The organism is Cupriavidus sp. 05T42, from assembly GCF_056396345.1.
In genome coordinates this window covers 143083-159294 of sequence record NZ_JBFTLH010000009.1, presented here as the reverse complement: position 1 = coordinate 159294, position 16212 = coordinate 143083, and the positions used below count along the sequence as shown (strand labels likewise).

Annotated in this window: 12 protein-coding genes and 2 tRNA genes; 2 read left to right on the top strand and 12 right to left on the bottom strand. The window is 64.4% G+C overall.

The window, feature by feature from the left end:
- Nucleotides 1-4 precede the first annotated feature (4 nt).
- Nucleotides 5-703 (bottom strand): ABC transporter ATP-binding protein, encoded by a 699-nt coding sequence (locus tag AC1EJR_RS14805; RefSeq protein ID WP_092293087.1) that lies wholly within the window; start codon nucleotides 701-703, stop codon nucleotides 5-7.
- Here AC1EJR_RS14805 and AC1EJR_RS14800 point away from each other — a divergent pair.
- On the top strand, nucleotides 702-1427 hold the full coding sequence (locus tag AC1EJR_RS14800) for an arylesterase (RefSeq protein WP_255370755.1): 726 nt from the start codon (nucleotides 702-704) through the stop codon (nucleotides 1425-1427). The two genes, AC1EJR_RS14805 and AC1EJR_RS14800, sit on opposite strands and share 2 nt — an antisense overlap.
- A 73-nt stretch (nucleotides 1428-1500) precedes the next feature.
- Here AC1EJR_RS14800 and AC1EJR_RS14795 read toward each other — a convergent pair whose 3' ends face one another.
- From AC1EJR_RS14795 to mnmC, 8 genes are all read right to left on the bottom strand, one after another.
- Entirely contained in the window at nucleotides 1501-3444 is a 1944-nt protein-coding gene (locus AC1EJR_RS14795) for a SurA N-terminal domain-containing protein (protein WP_477112940.1), read from the bottom strand.
- A 159-nt stretch (nucleotides 3445-3603) separates the two neighbouring features.
- A tRNA-Asp gene (locus tag AC1EJR_RS14790) sits at nucleotides 3604-3680 on the bottom strand.
- Between the two features lie 27 nt (nucleotides 3681-3707).
- Nucleotides 3708-3783, bottom strand: a tRNA-Val gene (locus AC1EJR_RS14785).
- Nucleotides 3784-3979: 196 nt separating this feature from the next.
- Nucleotides 3980-6391, bottom strand: coding sequence for an endopeptidase La (gene lon / locus AC1EJR_RS14780; protein ID WP_092293081.1), 2412 nt, complete (start codon nucleotides 6389-6391; stop codon nucleotides 3980-3982).
- A gap of 258 nt (nucleotides 6392-6649) precedes the next feature.
- Complete coding sequence (gene clpX / locus AC1EJR_RS14775) at nucleotides 6650-7927, bottom strand: ATP-dependent Clp protease ATP-binding subunit ClpX (RefSeq protein ID WP_477147276.1); 1278 nt, start codon at nucleotides 7925-7927, stop codon at nucleotides 6650-6652.
- 243 nt (nucleotides 7928-8170) lie between these two features.
- Complete coding sequence (clpP, locus tag AC1EJR_RS14770) at nucleotides 8171-8821, bottom strand: ATP-dependent Clp endopeptidase proteolytic subunit ClpP (RefSeq protein WP_092293077.1); 651 nt, start codon at nucleotides 8819-8821, stop codon at nucleotides 8171-8173.
- Between the two features lie 126 nt (nucleotides 8822-8947).
- Nucleotides 8948-10303, bottom strand: coding sequence for a trigger factor (gene tig / locus AC1EJR_RS14765; protein WP_092293075.1), 1356 nt, complete (start codon nucleotides 10301-10303; stop codon nucleotides 8948-8950).
- A gap of 161 nt (nucleotides 10304-10464) precedes the next feature.
- Nucleotides 10465-12483 carry a bifunctional tRNA (5-methylaminomethyl-2-thiouridine)(34)-methyltransferase MnmC2/FAD-dependent 5-carboxymethylaminomethyl-2-thiouridine(34) oxidoreductase MnmC1 gene (gene mnmC / locus AC1EJR_RS14760; RefSeq protein WP_477147275.1) on the bottom strand — a complete coding sequence of 673 codons (2019 nt, stop codon included), beginning with the start codon at nucleotides 12481-12483 and terminating at the stop codon, nucleotides 10465-10467.
- 171 nt (nucleotides 12484-12654) lie between these two features.
- Between mnmC and AC1EJR_RS14755 the strand changes: the two genes are divergently transcribed.
- The gene (locus AC1EJR_RS14755) at nucleotides 12655-13512 is read left to right on the top strand and encodes a 23S rRNA (adenine(2030)-N(6))-methyltransferase RlmJ (protein WP_092293071.1); all 858 of its coding nucleotides are present in this window, start codon (nucleotides 12655-12657) and stop codon (nucleotides 13510-13512) included.
- Nucleotides 13513-13524: 12 nt separating this feature from the next.
- Here AC1EJR_RS14755 and AC1EJR_RS14750 read toward each other — a convergent pair whose 3' ends face one another.
- From AC1EJR_RS14750 to AC1EJR_RS14740, 3 genes are all read right to left on the bottom strand, one after another.
- On the bottom strand, nucleotides 13525-13902 hold the full coding sequence (locus tag AC1EJR_RS14750; protein WP_441591058.1) for a VanZ family protein: 378 nt from the start codon (nucleotides 13900-13902) through the stop codon (nucleotides 13525-13527).
- A 93-nt stretch (nucleotides 13903-13995) separates the two neighbouring features.
- Nucleotides 13996-15009 (bottom strand): fimbrial protein, encoded by a 1014-nt coding sequence (locus AC1EJR_RS14745; protein WP_477147274.1) that lies wholly within the window; start codon nucleotides 15007-15009, stop codon nucleotides 13996-13998.
- Nucleotides 15010-15080: 71 nt separating this feature from the next.
- The gene (locus AC1EJR_RS14740) at nucleotides 15081-16154 is read right to left on the bottom strand and encodes a fimbrial protein (RefSeq protein ID WP_441591059.1); all 1074 of its coding nucleotides are present in this window, start codon (nucleotides 16152-16154) and stop codon (nucleotides 15081-15083) included.
- Nucleotides 16155-16212: the final 58 nt, after the last annotated feature.

The following is a 16212-nucleotide window of genomic DNA, read 5'->3' as shown; positions in this document are numbered from 1 at the left end:
AGCGTCAGACTTCGGTGCCCATCCACTCGTCGCTGGCCACGCGGCCGGCGTCGATGGTCAGGATGCGGGCGCAGCGCGCCGCCACGGAGCGGTCGTGCGTGACCAGTACCAGCGTGGACCCGGCATTGCGGTTCAGCTCGAACATCAGCGCGATCACGGCCTCGCCGGTGCTCGTGTCGAGGCTGCCGGTCGGCTCATCGGCGAACAGGATGTCCGGCCGGGCGACGAACGCCCGCGCCAGCGCCACGCGCTGCTGCTCACCACCGGAAAGCGTGCGCGGATAGTGGGTCAGGCGCTTGCCCAGGCCCACGCGCACGAGCATTTCCGTGGCACGCTCGCGCACGCGGTCGGTCTCGCCGCGCAACTCGAGCGGCAGCATCACGTTTTCGAGCGCTGTCAGGTGGCCCACCAACTGGAACGACTGGAACACGAAGCCCACGTGCCGGCCACGCAGCGCGGCGCGCTGGTCTTCATCGAGCGTGAACAGATCCTGGCCGTGCAGCCGCACCGAGCCCGTGCTGGGCAGGTCCAGGCCCGCCAGCAGCCCCAGCAGCGTGGATTTTCCCGAGCCGGACGCGCCGACGATGGCCAGCGTTTCGCCCGGCGTGACGGAAAACGAGACGTCGTGCAAAATCGTCAGCGAACCTGTCGTGTCGGCAACGGTCTTTCCGAGTGACTCGACAGCGAGAATGGAAGAGGACATGAGCGAGAGGATTGGATACGGTTGGCGCCCCAGGGCGCTGGCGGCGTGCGGTGCGATGCTGGGCGCGGCGATGTTGATGGCGGCGCTGCCGGCCGGCGCCCAGGCTCAGGCCCAAACTCAGGCCAGGCCAACGGCCGCGAAACCGGCTGCCACCGCTGCGCCCGCGGTGCTGGTGCTTGGCGACAGCCTGTCGGCCGAGTACGGCATCGCGCGCGGCACCGGCTGGGTCAGCCTGCTGCAGGACCGCCTGCACAAGGAGCGCCTCGATTATAGCGTCGTCAATGCCAGCATCAGCGGCGAGACCACGTCGGGCGGCAAGACGCGCCTGCCGGACCTGCTCGCCCGGCACAAGCCGGCCGTGGTGGTCGTGGAGCTTGGCGCCAACGATGCCCTGCGCGGTCTGTCCCTGCAATCCACAGAAACCAACCTGCGCGGCATGCTGACGGCGGCGCGCCAGGCGGGCGCCGGCGTGGTGCTGGTCGGCATGCGGATTCCGCCGAACTACGGCCCCGACTATACCGAGCGCTTCTTCGCGCTCTACAGCAAGCTGGCCAGCGAGTACCGCGTGAGTCTGGTGCCGTTCTTCCTCGACAAGGTGATCGCCCGGCCCGAGTGGTTCCAGGACGACCGCATTCATCCCACCTCCGCCGCCCAGGCCACGCTGCTCGACAATGTCTGGCCGCAGTTGCAGCCGCTGCTGAAAGCGCCGGCGAAAAAGCGCTGAGATCGTCCTCCCCAAACAAAAAACCCCTGCTGGTCGCTGACCGCAGGGGTTTTTTGCTGGCAAGCCGCGCCGGTTACTGCGCTGCGCCTTCGCTGGCCGGTACGTCGGTGGCCGCGATCGGACGCAGGATCTTGACCTTCGCCCGCGCCTTCAGCGTTTCATAGTAGGCGGCGAGTTCGGCCTGGCCGGCCAGTTGGGCCAGCTGTTGCGACTCGGCGTCGCGCTGGCCCGGGTTCGCCTGGGTCGGCGAGCTGACCTTGCCGATGCGATAGATCGCATAACCATCCGCACCGAGGTCCACGCCGACCACAGCGGGCAGCTTGGTCGTGTCGGCGCGCATGATGGCCTCGACCGCCTTCGGCGACAGGCCGTCTGCCTTGGTACGCGACACCGTCACAGCTTGGCCGAAGCCGGCAGCGCTGTCGGCCTTCTTCAACGCTTCGAGCTTGGCTTCGCCATCCTTGCGGGCCAGTTCGGCAGCCTGCTGGGCGACGTAGGCCTGGCGCACCTGGGCTTCCACGTCCTCGAATTTACGCGCGGTCGCCGGGCGATAGTCGACGATACGTGCCGCCACCAGCGTGGTCGGGCCCACCTGCACCGCTTCGGTGTTGCGCTTGTTCTTGAGCGCGTCGTCGCTGAACAGGGCCTTCAGCACCTTCTCATTGTTGAGCGGGTTCTGCGCGCCCAGCGCCAGGTTCGGCGTGCGGGTGACGTTGTCGGCGGTCTGGATCGTCAGCTTGAACTTGTCGGCGGCCGGCTTGAGGCTTTCGGACTGCTCGTAGACGGTGTTGCCGAAGGCATCGGCCAGCTCCGTGTACTTCTTGCTCGCCAGTTGCTTCTTGAGTTCGGCTTCCAGTTCGGGGCGCACGGCCTCGAGCGGCTGCGTCTCGGCCGCCTTGATGCCGGTCAGCTTGATGATGTGGTAGCCGTAGTCGGTTTCCACCACATCGCTGATCTGGCCGTCCTTGAGCGCGTACATGGCGTCCTCGAACGGCTTGACCAGCGCGCCGCGGCCCATGAAGCCGAGGTCGCCGCCCTTCTCCGCCGAACCCGGATCCTGCGACTGCTTCTTCGCCACGTCGGCGAACGTCTCAGGATGCTTGCGCAGGTCTTCCAGCAGCTTGGTGGCCTTGTCCTTCGCGGCCTTGCGGTCGGCTTCCTTGCCGTCCTTGGGCGCTGAGATCAGGATGTGGCTCGCACGGCGTTGCTCGTCGGTCCGGAAACGCGCGATGTTGCTCTCGTAGTAGGACTTGAGCTCTTCCGGCGTCACGGTCTGGCTCGCGGCCAGGGAGTCGCCGGACAGCACCACGTACTCCACCTTCGCCTGTTCCGGCGTGGTGTAGGCCGACACATGCGCGTCGTAGTAGGCCTTCAGCGCGGCGGCGTCAGCCGTGACCTTGGACGTGAAATCAGCCGGCTTGATCGTCAGCGTCTGCACGTCACGCTGTTGGTCGCGCACGGCGATCAGGCGGTCCAGCAGCGACTTCGGCACGAACGCCGTGGTCCCCACGGCGCCGCCAAGCTGCTGCGTGGCCAGTTCGAAGCGCAGGCGCGCATCGAACTGCTCGGGCGTCATGCCCTGCGTGGCCAGCAGTTGGATGTAGGCCTTGTCGTCGAACTTGCCGTCCGCCGTCTTCAGCTGGGCGATGGCCGGGATGTTCTGGATGGCTGCCGCCACCTGGGCATCGGACACCGTCAGATTCTTCTTGGCGGTGGCGTCGGACACCACGCGTTGCAGGATCAGCTGGTTCACCACGGACTGGCGCGCGGCGGCACCTTCGAACATGCGCGGATCGTACTGATTGCCCAGCATCTGGCGCATGCGCTCGCTCTGGTCGCGCACCACGTTGTCCACTTCCTGCACGGTGATTGCGCGACCATCGACCTTGGCGACGTCGTGCGAGGTATCCATGAAGCGCGAATAGCTTTCCACGCCGAAGAATACGAACGACGGGAAGACAAGCACCAGCAGCAGCAAAAGCATCAGGCGCCGGTTGTTGCGTACGAAATCAAGCATGCTGATTCTGGTAAGGGGTTGGCACGAAGACAAACTCCGCGATTCTAGCAGGTGCTGGGCGCGAAACCGTCATTTGCTGATGCGGCAGCGTCACGTAAGCGGGGAATGGCTGGGAAGACAACAGATACAAAAAAACCCGCATGCGCGGGCGATTTTGCTTGGCGGAGTGGACGGGACTCGAACCCGCGACCCCCGGCGTGACAGGCCGGTATTCTAACCAACTGAACTACCACTCCTGCGTGGGTTCCCTTGGGATGGTGAAGTGGTGGGTGCTGAGGGGCTCGAACCCCCGACCTACGCCTTGTAAGGGCGCCGCTCTACCAACTGAGCTAAGCACCCACTAGACCATCGCGGGCTTGCGCGCCCGCTGGGTAATCTCGCTTCGCACGACTCGGCGGTTACTGCCTGGCTGCCGCTGTTTGCGTTGCGAGGCCGCGATTGTAATACGAGACTTTCCGCGTTGCCAACCCCGGCCGCGCAAAAAAAAAATGCCGCGGGGGAACCCCGCGGCATCTTCCTGACAGCGCTCGGTCAATCAGTGATGAATCATCTCGACCGTGGCCTTGGCCTTGTCCGCCACCTCGGCGGGCTTGGCCTCTTCCTCGGCCAGCGGCTCGGGCTTGCGCTCGAGTGCCAGCTCCAGCACCTTGTCGATCCAGCGGACCGGCACGATCTCGATGGCGTTCTTCACGTTGTCCGGAATCTCGGCGAGATCCTTGACGTTCTCCTCGGGGATCAGCACCAGCTTAATGCCGCCACGATGGGCCGCCAGCAGCTTCTCCTTGAGACCGCCGATCGGCAGCACTTCGCCGCGCAGCGTGATCTCGCCAGTCATGGCCACGTCCGCCCGCACCGGAATGCCGGTCAGCACCGACACGAGTGCAGTCGTCATCGCCCCGCCGGCCGACGGACCATCCTTGGGCGTGGCGCCTTCGGGTACGTGGATGTGGATGTCGCGCTTCTCGAACATCTCATCCGTGATCCCCAGGCGACGTGCCCGCGAACGCACCACCGAACGCGCAGCTTCGACTGATTCCTTCATCACATCGCCCAACGAGCCGGTACGCGTGATGTTGCCCTTGCCCGGCATGATGGCGGCTTCGATGGTCAGCAGATCGCCGCCCACCTCGGTCCACGCGAGGCCGGTCACCTGGCCCACCTGGTTTTCCTTGCCGGCCAGGCCGAAGTCGTACTTGCGCACGCCCAGGAACTTGTCCAGGTTCTCCGAATCGACCTTCACCGCGCCCGATTCCTTCTTCAGGAGCAGCAGCTTGACCACCTTCCGCGCGATCTTCGACACCTCGCGTTCCAGCGACCGCACACCGGCTTCCCGGGTGTAGTAGCGGATGATGTCGCGGATGGCCGCTTCGGTGATGTCGATCTCGCCAACCTTCAGACCATTGTTCTTGATCTGCTTGGGCAGCAGGTAGCGCGTGGCGATGTTCACCTTCTCGTCTTCGGTGTAGCCCGAGAGGCGAATCACTTCCATACGGTCCAGCAGCGGCGGCGGGATGTTCAGCGAGTTCGACGTCGCCACGAACATCACGTCCGACAGGTCGAAGTCCACCTCGATGTAGTGGTCCTGGAACGTGTGGTTCTGTTCCGGGTCCAGCACCTCGAGCAGCGCCGACGACGGGTCACCACGGAAGTCCATGCCCATCTTGTCGATCTCGTCGAGCAGGAATAGCGGATTGCGCACGCCAACCTTCGACAGGCTCTGCAGGATCTTGCCCGGCATCGAKCCGATATAGGTCCTGCGGTGGCCGCGGATCTCGGCCTCGTCACGCACGCCGCCCAGTGCCATGCGCACGAACTTGCGGTTCGTGGCGCGTGCCACCGACTGCCCGAGCGAGGTCTTGCCCACACCGGGGGGGCCGACCAGGCACAGGATCGGCGCCTTCACCTTGTCCACGCGCTGTTGCACTGCGAGGTACTCGAGAATCCGTTCCTTGACCTTCTCCAGGCCATAGTGGTCTTCGTCAAGCACGCGCTCGGCGTTCGCGAGGTCATTGTTGACCTTGCTCTTCTTGCGCCACGGCAGGTTGACCAGCGTGTCGATGTAGTTGCGCACGACGGTGGCTTCGGCCGACATCGGCGACATCAGCTTGAGCTTCTTGAACTCGGCGTCGGCCTTCTTCTTGGCCTCCTTGGGCATGCGTGCGGCCTTGATGCGCTTATCCAGCTCCTCAAGGTCGGCGCCTTCCTCGCCCTCGCCCAGTTCCTTCTGAATCGCCTTGACCTGCTCGTTCAGGTAGTACTCGCGCTGGCTCTTTTCCATCTGGCGCTTCACGCGGCCACGGATGCGCTTTTCCACCTGCAGGATGTCGATCTCGCCTTCGAGCTGCGAGAGCAGGCTCTCGAGACGCTCGGTCACATTGACCATCTCGAGGATCTTCTGCTTCTGCTCGAGCTTGATCGGCAGGTGCGCGGCGATGGTATCGGCCAGACGACCAGCTTCATCGATGCCCGACAGCGACGTCAGGATCTCGGGCGGGATCTTCTTGTTCAGCTTCACATACTGGTCGAACTGCGACACGATTGCGCGGCGCAGGGCCTCGGTCTCGGCGGATTCGACCGGCGCGGGCGGCACAGGCACGGCTTCGCACATGAAGTGCGAATCGTCCTCGCTCACCTCGGTGATATTCGCGCGTTGCGTGCCTTCCACGAGCACCTTCACGGTACCGTCGGGCAGCTTCAGCATTTGCAGGATATTCGCGATGCAGCCAACCTCGTACAGGTCGTCAGCCGTCGGCTCGTCCTTGGCAGCCGTCTTCTGGGCCACGAGCATGATGCTCTTGCCCGACTCCATCGCAGTCTCAAGCGCCTTGATGGACTTCGGGCGACCCACGAACAGCGGGATCACCATGTGCGGAAACACCACCACGTCGCGCAGCGGCAACAGTGGGAGGCGAATCGGCTCAGCCGGGAGGAGTTGTGTTCCGGACATCATTTTCCCCAGTCAGTCATTTAAGGCGTAAATAGGGTCACGGGAATCGATTGCAAGGTACCGCCCCCGATTCTTTGTGCCGTCATGCCGCGCGAAAAAGTGCCGCGCAAAGCACCTGTGACCCACTCTGAAACAGCATACCCGCGTTTCCTCCCGTTCGTATCGTCGAATTGAAGAAAAAAAGCCGTTCGCTTTCAGGCGAACGGCCGCTTGATTTTTAAGCCGGTGTGGCATGCACCACGTAGGCCGGCGCGTTCGTCAGTTGGACCCCGCAACCTTGGGCTGCTGCTCTTCGTACATGAGCAGCGGCGGTGCATCGCCGGTGATCGTATTTTCATCGATCACCACCTTTTGCACGCCCTTGTAGTTCGGGAGGTCGTACATGACGTCCATCAGCGACTGTTCCAGGATGGAACGCAAACCGCGTGCCCCCGTCTTGCGACGGATGGCCTTGCGTGCGATGGCGGACAGCGCGGCCGGACGAATCTCCAGCTCCACACCTTCCATCGCCAGCAGCTTCTGGTACTGCTTGAGCAGTGCATTCTTGGGCTCGACCAGGATCTGCATCAGCGCGGCCTCGTCCAGCTTGGCCAGCGTGGCCACCACCGGCAGGCGGCCGATCAGCTCCGGAATCAGGCCGAACTTGATCAGGTCTTCCGGCTCGGTCTGGGGCAGCACCTCGCTGACATCACGTTMTTCCTTGCTCTGCACCTGTGCCGCAAAACCGATGCCGGTCTTGTCCGAGCGCTGCATGATGACCTTTTCCAGGCCGTCGAACGCGCCGCCGCAAATGAACAGGATGTTGGTGGTATCCACCTGCAGGAAGTCCTGATTCGGGTGCTTGCGCCCGCCTTGCGGCGGCACCGAGGCCATCGTGCCCTCGATCAGCTTCAGCAGCGCCTGCTGCACGCCCTCGCCCGACACGTCGCGCGTGATGGACGGGTTGTCGGACTTGCGCGAGATCTTGTCGATTTCGTCGATGTAGACGATGCCGCGCTGGGCCTTCTCGACCTCGTAGTTGCAGTTCTGGAGCAGCTTCTGGATGATGTTCTCGACGTCCTCGCCCACGTAGCCGGCTTCGGTCAGCGTGGTGGCGTCGGCAATCACGAACGGGACGTTCAGCAGCCGGGCCAGCGTCTGCGCGAGCAATGTCTTGCCCGAGCCGGTCGGCCCGATCAGCAGAATATTGCTCTTGGAGAGTTCGACGTCATCCTTCTTGCCAAGATGCTTAAGGCGCTTGTAGTGGTTGTACACCGCTACCGCCAGGATCTTCTTGGCTTGCTCCTGCCCGATCACATACTGATCCAGGCTTTCGCGGATTTCGTGGGGCGTGGGCAGGTCCGAACGCGTGGCGGCCGTGGCGTCCTTATCGGTCGCGGCGGCCTCGTCACGGATGATTTCATTGCACAGGTCGATGCATTCGTCGCAAATGAACACCGACGGGCCCGCGATGAGCTTCTTGACCTCGTGCTGGCTCTTGCCGCAGAACGAGCAATACAGAAGCTTCTCGCTGGATGAACCTTTTTTGTCCGCCATAGGAATCAGTCACATTAGCAGTGTGGTCCCCGCACGGCGGGAGAGCCCCACGGGAAACGCATTAAACGCATCATACGCCAAAACAATTGGCGCAGTCGGCGGCTTCCCCGGCGTGTGGGGCAAAACGCAAAAACGAGGCGCACAGCCTCGTTCCGGTGTAGCCTGCGTCATTTGGCGCAGGCTGTGTGGCGGGAGCCCCGGCGCAGGGCCGTGGGCCGCCCGCTCCGACACACCGGCGTCGGCTCAACCGCGGCGCGAGATGACCTTGTCGATCAGACCGTAGTCCACGGCCTGGTCGCCGCTCATAAAGTTGTCGCGATCGGTGTCGCGGGCAATCTTCTCGACGGGCTGGCCGGTCACTTCCGACAGGATGCTGTTCAGGCGCTCGCGCAGGTACAGGATCTCGCGCGCCTGAATCTCGATGTCCGAGGCCTGGCCACGCGCGCCGCCCAGCGGCTGGTGGATCATGATGCGCGAGTTCGGCAGCGCGCTGCGCTTGCCCTTGGCGCCAGCCGCCAGCAGGAAGGCGCCCATGCTCGCCGCCATGCCCATGCAGAGCGTGGTCACGTCGGGCTTGATGAACTGCATCGTGTCGTAGATCGCCAGGCCGGCGGATACCGAACCGCCGGGCGAGTTGATGTACAGCGACACGTCCTTATCCGGATTCTCGCTCTCGAGGAACAGCAGCTGGGCCACGACCAGGTTTGCGGTCTGGTCGTTCACTTCGCCGACCATGAACACCACGCGCTCCTTGAGCAGGCGCGAGTAGATGTCATACGCGCGCTCGCCCCGGCCGGACTGCTCGACGACCATCGGCACCAGCCCAAGACCCTGGGTTTCCAGAGCAGAGGCCTGCGTCGTGGCGAGACGGTCAAGCAAATCATTGCGGGTCATGCAGGTTCTCCAGGTATTCAGGGAATGCGCCAATCGGCCCCGGCCAGCACTTGCGCGCCAAGCCGGATGCCGCGCAACCGGGGCGCGCCGCGCAATTCGTGCGGCGCGATCCGGTCATGCGAACGCTCAGGCTTGCTGCGCGTTGGTCTCGGCGGTGAGTTCCTCGAACGACACCGACTTGTCCGTGACCTTGGCCTTGTCGCACACGAAATTTACCACGTTGTTTTCGAGCACGTAGGCTTCCATTTCCGCCAGGCGTTGCTGGTCGCCGTAGTACCAGCGCATGACTTCCTTCGGGTCTTCGTAGCTCTTCGCGAAGTCCTCGATTTCCGTCTTGATCTGCTCCGGCTTGGCCTGCAGGCCGTGTGCCTTGACGATCTCGGCCAGGATCAGGCCCAGCTTTACGCGGCGCTCGGCCTGCTGGGTGAACATCTCGGCCGGAATCGGCATGTCCTTGGCGTTCGGCATGCCACGTTGCTCGAGGTCGCGGCGGGCCATTTCCACCAGGCGTTCCTGATCCTGTTCGATCAGGGCCTTGGGCACGTCCAGCTCGCTCACCTTCAGCAGCGCTTCCATGACCTGGTCCTTCAGCATGGCGTGCGTGCGGCGCTTGACTTCGCGCTCGAGGTTTTCGCGGATGTCGGCGCGCATCTTCTCGACGCTGCCGTCAGCGATGCCGAGCGACTTCGCGAAGCCGTCGTCCACTTCCGGCAGGTGCGCCCACTCCACCTTCTTCAGCGTGATCGTGAACTCGGCAGTCTTGCCGGCCACTTCCTTGCCGTGGTAGTCGGCCGGGAAGGCCAGCGGGAACGTCTTGCTCTCGCCCAGCTTCAGGCCCAGCGCGGCTTGCTCGAACTCGGGCAGCATGCGGCCTTCGCCCAGCACGAAAGCGAAGTCATCGGCCTTGCCGCCAGGGAATTCCACGCCGTCGATCTTGCCGACGAAGTCCAGCGTCACGCGGTCGCCATTCTTGGCGGCGTCATCGGCACCACCGTCGCCATGGGCGCCGGCTTCGCCGCGCACGTGGTAGTGCACGCGCTGCTTGCGCAGGATGTCGATGGTCTTGTCGATCTCGGCGTCGCCGATTTCCGTCTGGGTACGGGTCACTTCAGCCGTGGCCAGGTCGCCCAGCTTGACTTCCGGGTACACCTCGAAGGTGGCTTCGAACGCCACTTCGTCTTCCGACACGCCGTCGGTCTTCAGGTCGAACTTAGGCTGGCCGGCAACCTTCACGTCCTGGGCCTGCGTGATGTCGAAGAACTTGCGGGCGGCCTTGTCGAAGCGCACTTCGAACTCGACCTGCTGGCCATATTGCTTCTCGACCATCTTCATCGGCACCTTGCCCGGGCGGAAGCCGGACATCTTCACCGTCTTCGACAGGCGCACCAGGCGTTCCTGGGTTTCCTTCTGCACTTCGGCCTTGGGAATAGCCAGGGTTACCTTACGGTCCAGCTTGCCGAGGTTTTCAATGACGTTCGACATGGTCGTTAATCCAATCCAGAAATGTAGTTTTAAGCGCAACCGCCTGCGCACCGGCCTGGCCGCGGCCAGTGAAACCTACGGAATCCCGACGCGAACGAAGGGCTTCCGCGCAAACGGAAAACGGGGATTATCGCACGGTTTTTGTTCGCTTCCGGCAGTTTTTACCCTGACGCGTCCGAGGCCGCCCCGGGATCGATAGCCGGCCCGTCCGCCGTGTTGCCGTGCCGCAGCGCCCGCAGCAGCAGCCGGGCGGGGTCGACGGCWTCGGCCAGATCCGACTCGATGGGCAACGGTTCGCCCTCGATCTGGCTGGCAATCAACTCCGCGCCCAGTGCGGCCCATGTGAGGCCGCGCGACGCATACGCAAGTGCCGCGTAGAGCCCCGGCATCCGGGGCAGGTCCCGCAGGTGGGCGCCGCGCAGTGGCCCGGACCGGGCCAGCGCCTGCGCCTCATCCGCGAGGGGGCCGATCAGCGGCAGGCGGTTGTGCGTCACGGTGCGCACGCCGACGTAGCCGGTCAACTGCGCGGGATCGAGATGGGCGATGTCGGCGGCACGGTCCGGCAGCAGCGTGGCGAGGCGCTCCAGGTTGGCGGCGTGGACCTCGGGACGCTCGGCCAGCGGGCCTTCGTCAGCGTCATAGCTCGAGCCGATGCGCGCCCCGCCCTCCGGGGCCTGCGGCAGCAGGTAGCCGCCCCCGGTCACCACGCAGTCGGGCCAGCGACCCATCGCCGCGACCTGCGCCGGGGAGAGATCGGTCAGCTGTCCACGCACCCGGCGCAGGGCCAGAAAACGGTTGGAGACGAGCCGTTCGGCCTCATGGGCATTGGCCAGCACCAGGACCGGCGCCTCAGCCAGCACGCTGCCATCGGCCGCCCTCGCCTGCCAGGCGCCATCCACATATTCGATCGCGGCCACCCGGCAGTTGAACCGCGCATCCAGGGCCGCGCCGGCCTTGTCGAGTTGGGCGCGGCAGATGTCGGGCGGCGCCACCCATCCGCCACGCGGGAACCAGAGCCCGCCGCGCGCCACCGTGGCATCGTGGCGCACAGCCGCTTCGGTGGGGTCCATCCACCTGACGAACGATTCGGGGAAGCCCAGGGCGGCCAGCGCCGCCTGCTGGGCCGCACTATCGGCATCACCCTCCCCGATCTGGAGCACGCCGCAGCCATGCCAGTTCACCGGGTGCCCCGCCGCCGCGAGGGCCGTCCACGCGCGCAGCGCATGAAGATTGCCGGCGCGCGAGAGCCGGGACAACTGGCTTTMGTCAGGCGACACATGGGCATGCATGGCCGCCGCGCGATGGCTGGAGGTCTGGCGCGCCGGGCCATCATGGGCGTCGAACAGCGTCACGCGCCAGCCGCGTGCTGCCAGCCGCTCGGTGACCGCGCAGCCGGCCAACCCCGCGCCGATCACAATGGCGTGACGCTCTCGCCACTCCGCAGCGGGTGTCGGGGCATGGCGCCGGTTCTTCCAGGCTGGGGCGAAGCGCGCCACTGTCATGTCGTGCTTGCCGCCGAAACCTGGCGCCTTGTCGACCTCAAACCCGACTGCCTGCAAGCCGCGCCGCACCGAACCGGACGCTGTATACGTAGCGAGCGTGGCACCGGGCCGGGCCAGCCGGGATACCCCCCGGAAGACGGTTTCGGACCACATGTCCGCGTTGCGGGAGGGGGAGAAACCATCGAGATAGAACGCATCGGCGCCGAGCGCGAGCTTGGGCAGCATTGCGTCGATATCGCCCAGCGCCAGCGTCAGCGTGACCGCACCGCCTTCGAATTCGAGTCGATGCAAGCCCGGCAGCGCATCGGGCCAGGCCGCTTGCAGCGGTTCGGCGAGCGGTAGCAAATCGCCGAGTCCGGCATGCAGCGCCGCCAGTCCATCGCGCGTAAATGGATGTTTTTCAACGGAAACGAAGTGAAGCCGACGGCAGCGGTGCGGATCGTCGCGCCAGGCCTGCCAGGTGGCGAGGAAGTTCATCCCTTGCCCGAATCCGGTTTCCACGATCACGAACTGGTCGCGCCCCGCCCAGTTGCCGGGCAGACCATTGCCACCCAGGAACACGTGATGCGCCTCCGTCAGCCCGCCTTCCGTGCTGTGATAGACGTCGTCGTAACGTGGCGAAAAGGGAATGCCGTCGGGGGAGAGGATCGGCTCGGCGGACTCGAGGGCACGCGGCATGGCAGGCATCGGCGGACGGGACACTTCGGACGGCAACAGCCGCAGGAACGGGCCGTAAAACGGGCTTCCGGGGGCGGCGGATGGTAGCATAGCGCCCTTCGCGCCACGCGCCCGCCGACGCTTTTTTCGCCGACGCTTGCGCGCCGTCATCCCGCTTTATCCCGCCTCATCATGCTCAGTTATCGCCACGCCTTCCATGCCGGCAACCATGCCGATGTCCTCAAGCACGCCGTCGTGGTCCAGTTGCTGGAGCACCTGACGCAGAAGGACAAGGCGTTCTGGTACATCGACACCCATGCCGGCGCCGGCCTCTACGCGCTGGACCACGCCTACGCGCAGAAGAAGGCCGAGTTCGAAACCGGCATTTCGCGCATCTGGCAGGCTGCCGCCGATGGCCAGACCCTGCCCCCGTTCCTGGACGAATTCCTGGACCAGGTGCGCGCCCAGAACCCGGACGGCAACCTGCGTCACTACCCGGGTTCGCCATGGCTGGCCTGGCAGATGCTGCGCGATCAGGACCGCCTGCGGCTGTTCGAGCTGCACAGTACCGAGATCCAGGTGCTACGCGACAATTTCCGCGGCGCGGGCCGCAAAGTCATGCTTTACGACGGCGACGGCTTCAATGGCATCAAGGCCATCCTGCCGCCGCCGCCGCGCCGCGCGCTGGTGCTGATCGACCCCTCATACGAAGACAAACAGGACTACGCGCGTACCGTGCAGGCCCTGGAAGACAGCCTCGAACGGTTTGCAACTGGCGTTTATGCGATCTGGTATCCGCAGGTGCAGCGGCGCGAGTCGATCCAACTGCCGGCGCAGCTGATGCGCCTGCCGCTGAAGAGTTGGCTGCATGTGACGCTGACTGTGAAGCATCCGGTGGAAGGCGGGCTCGGCCTGCATGGCAGCGGGATGTTCATCGTCAACCCGCCATGGCGGCTCAAGGAGACGATCGAGGAGGCGATGCCGCTGCTGGTGGATTTGCTCGGTCAGGATGCCGGCGCAAGCTACACGCTGGAATCGCTCGATAACTGACCCCGGCGCGCGTCAGGCCCGGGGCTCATTCCGATGGGCCGACAGACTGGGCCAGACCCGCGTCAGTGCGGCATGCACCAGCAGGCCCAGCGCCAGCCCGGCGGCGTCGGCGATCAGGTCATGCCAGTCGGACGAGCGGGTCGCCGTCATGCCTTGCAGCCATTCGATCAGCACGCCATAGGCCATCAGGCCGGCCAGCACCGCCGCCATGCGGCCGGCCCAGGCGCGCACGCCAAGCAGCGCGAGCACCCCGAAGGCAAGAAGGTGGTTGGATTTGTCCCAGCCGGTGGTAGGCTGCGGCACCGAGAGCGGCAGCAGCGACAGGACCAGCACGGCCACCGCGCAGATCGAGAACAGCAGTCGGTATTGATTCGGGGTCAGGCGCGGCACGGGGATTGGGGCCTATCGACGAGATGTCACGTCCAGAGCATAACAGGCCGCACCGCCACGGCTACGTGGCGTGCCACACGTTCCCGCCGCGCGCTATTGGTAAGTCATGGTAAAGGTCATCGCCGTATTCGCAGTTCCGCCGGTTATCGCCCAGGCGGTCTGGTGATAGCGGGCCCTCAAGGGAATCCGGTAGCTTCCGCCAGCCGTGGGCCAATAGCCAGTAAATGATCGGTTCGCGCCGAGCGGCAGTATGGCGCCGGCATTATCCAGCAATTGCACGCCAACGCCCCGCGCGGTTGAGTTGCTGTCGAGCGCCACGATCGATTTAGCGGCGTCGAGAACCCGCGTGACAGCATCCAGTCGATACTGAATGCCTTGTATCCCCGCCGGGCAGTTGTTGACGTCGATGGCGAACGACGTGGCGGGCGCGGGCGATCCGATCCCCCCAAAATCCATATTCGAGCGCGTGCCCATATTCACCGTGACATTGGGGGTTGAGCAGGCAAGCTCGGAGAACGTGGGATTGCCACTCACTGTGACATCCACGCCAGCCATGGGAAGCTGCTTGTAGAACTCCTCGATGCCAGCCTGTGCGACCCTGCCCGGCAGACTCACTGTGCCGGCCCTGATCGGCCCGGTCTTGACKAAGGCGAAATTCATTCGCGTTCCCCATTGCATCCGTGTCGCGCCGGGATTCGTCGTCCCCATGGTAATGCCCCAGGTCGGCGGCACGCTAACAGGCTTCGCGTTGTCACCGCCATACCACTCGCGCCGCGTCCCTGAATTCACACCGATAACCAGGCCAACGCCCTGTAGATTGGTATTGTAGACATGGTAATTCACGCCATTTTCAATGAATGTCACGCCAGACTGCTGGAGGGTTGACCGATAGTACGGCCCCGCAGGCCGATACGCCGCCAGCATGCAGGTCCACACCTCCCGGCCCATGCTCTGCATGCCTGTCCACGKAGAAATGCGGGCGCCGATCGGCACATCCCGCGCTACCCCGAAGTTGCCCGAGGGCAGCTGGAAGTTGAACACCGAGGGGTTGGGACTGTCGCACGACACGGCCTGGGCCTCCCCCTGCACGAGGGCGAACCACGCCATCACGGCGCCTCCTGTCGTGCGAAGGAGGGTTCTTGTGTGAATCACTGACATATTTACCTGCTTTTGATGCATTACTGGTAAGTCATGGTGAAGGTCATTGCCGTATTGGCGGTGCCTCCCCTTATTACTTCGCCAGTTTTGTAATAGCGTGCCTTTAGCGGAATCTTGTAGCTTCCGCCAGACGTGCGGTTATATCCGGTGAATGGCTTATCCACCCCGAGCGGCAGCACGGCACCGGCGCCATCCAGCAACTGCACGCCAATGCCCTGCGCGTTCGAATTCCCATCGAGGGCCACCACTGAATTGGCGCTATTAAGTACCTGGGTGACGGCATCCACCCGATACTGGATGCCATTCAGCCCCCCGGGACAATTGTTGACGTCAATGGTGAACGCGGTCGCGGGCGCGGCGGACCCCACACCTTGAAAATCCGTGTGCGACCGCGTGCCCATGTTCACGTTGACATTGGGCGTGGTACAGGCCACTTCGGAGAAGGTGGGGCTGCCACTTGCCCTCACATCGACGATGGCTTGCGGATTCCCGTCGTACATTGCGTCAATGCCGACCTGCAGGACAGCACCCGGAAGATTCACCGCGCCGGCTGTAATCGGCCCGGTCTTGACGAATGCGAAACTCATTCGCGTCCCAAACCCCATGGGTTGGCGGCTACTGCTTGTTGTCCCGACGGCAACCTCCCAATTTGTCGGGACGCCGTGCAGCCTCGCGTTATCGCCGCCATACCAATTGCCCCCCGCCCCTGAATTGACGCCGATCACCAGTCCAACCCCCTGGACATTCGTGGTGAAGACCGGAAAACTCTCCCCGCCCTCGGAATAGTGGAGTTGCCCGGCCCGCGGCAGCCCTGCCCGATAAGCCGGCCCGATGTTCACGTCCGCCGGCACAGTGCATCGCCACGTCTGCCTGCCCGCAGTTTGTCTGCTGGTCCACGGGGAAATGCGCGTGCCAACCGGCGCATCCCTTGGCACCGCGAAGGTCCCCACGGGTAGCTGGAAATTGAACACGGCGGGATTGGGACTGTTACACGTGAGACCCTGGGCGTGGGCTTGCCCCTGGGCAAGCGCCAGCCATGCCACCACGGTGATCACCATCGTCCGCCCAAGCTTTGCTGCTGTAATGACTGACATCAAAAATCCTCCGCTGTTGGCATTTGCCTCCGGCTTTCCGGCGGCGATTGCGGGCCGA